General features: G+C 36.9%; 1 protein-coding gene. It reads left to right on the forward strand.

The window, feature by feature from the left end; genetic code table 11:
- Positions 1–295: hypothetical protein (locus tag H4O21_RS28235; protein WP_502243750.1), on the forward strand; the 295-nt coding region annotated here is incomplete at its 5' end.
- Positions 296–420 lie beyond the last annotated feature (125 nt).

The raw sequence follows: 420 nt of genomic DNA on the forward strand, positions 1-420 counted from the left end.
AACCATTACAGACTTGGCAATAGATAACGGTTACGATTATGTGGTTTGCGGACACATTCACCAACCCAAAATGGAGATTCGGGAGAACAAGCACGGTAAAACCATGTATTTAAATTCTGGTGATTGGGTGGAAAACTTTACAGCTTTGGAATATCAGTTTAAACGCTGGAAAATCTATAACTACAATAACGATAAACTTTCGCCCTTCATTGCAGATGAAGAGGTAAAAGAAATGGAAGTGAAAGATTTAATTGCGGCGATTACTATTGTTGATAAAGCTGCAAAAGCTAAATAATTATCTCTCGCAAAGGCGCTAAGTCGCAAAGGGTTTTTATAAACTAAAACTTAACTCCTGAATAAATAAGCGAATAGTGACTACTGTTCACTGAATACTGAACACTGCCTACTGAATCAGTGCTT

This window comes from Oceanospirillum sediminis, assembly GCF_014164585.1.
Classification (GTDB): domain Bacteria; phylum Pseudomonadota; class Gammaproteobacteria; order Pseudomonadales; family Halomonadaceae; genus Oceanospirillum; species Oceanospirillum sediminis.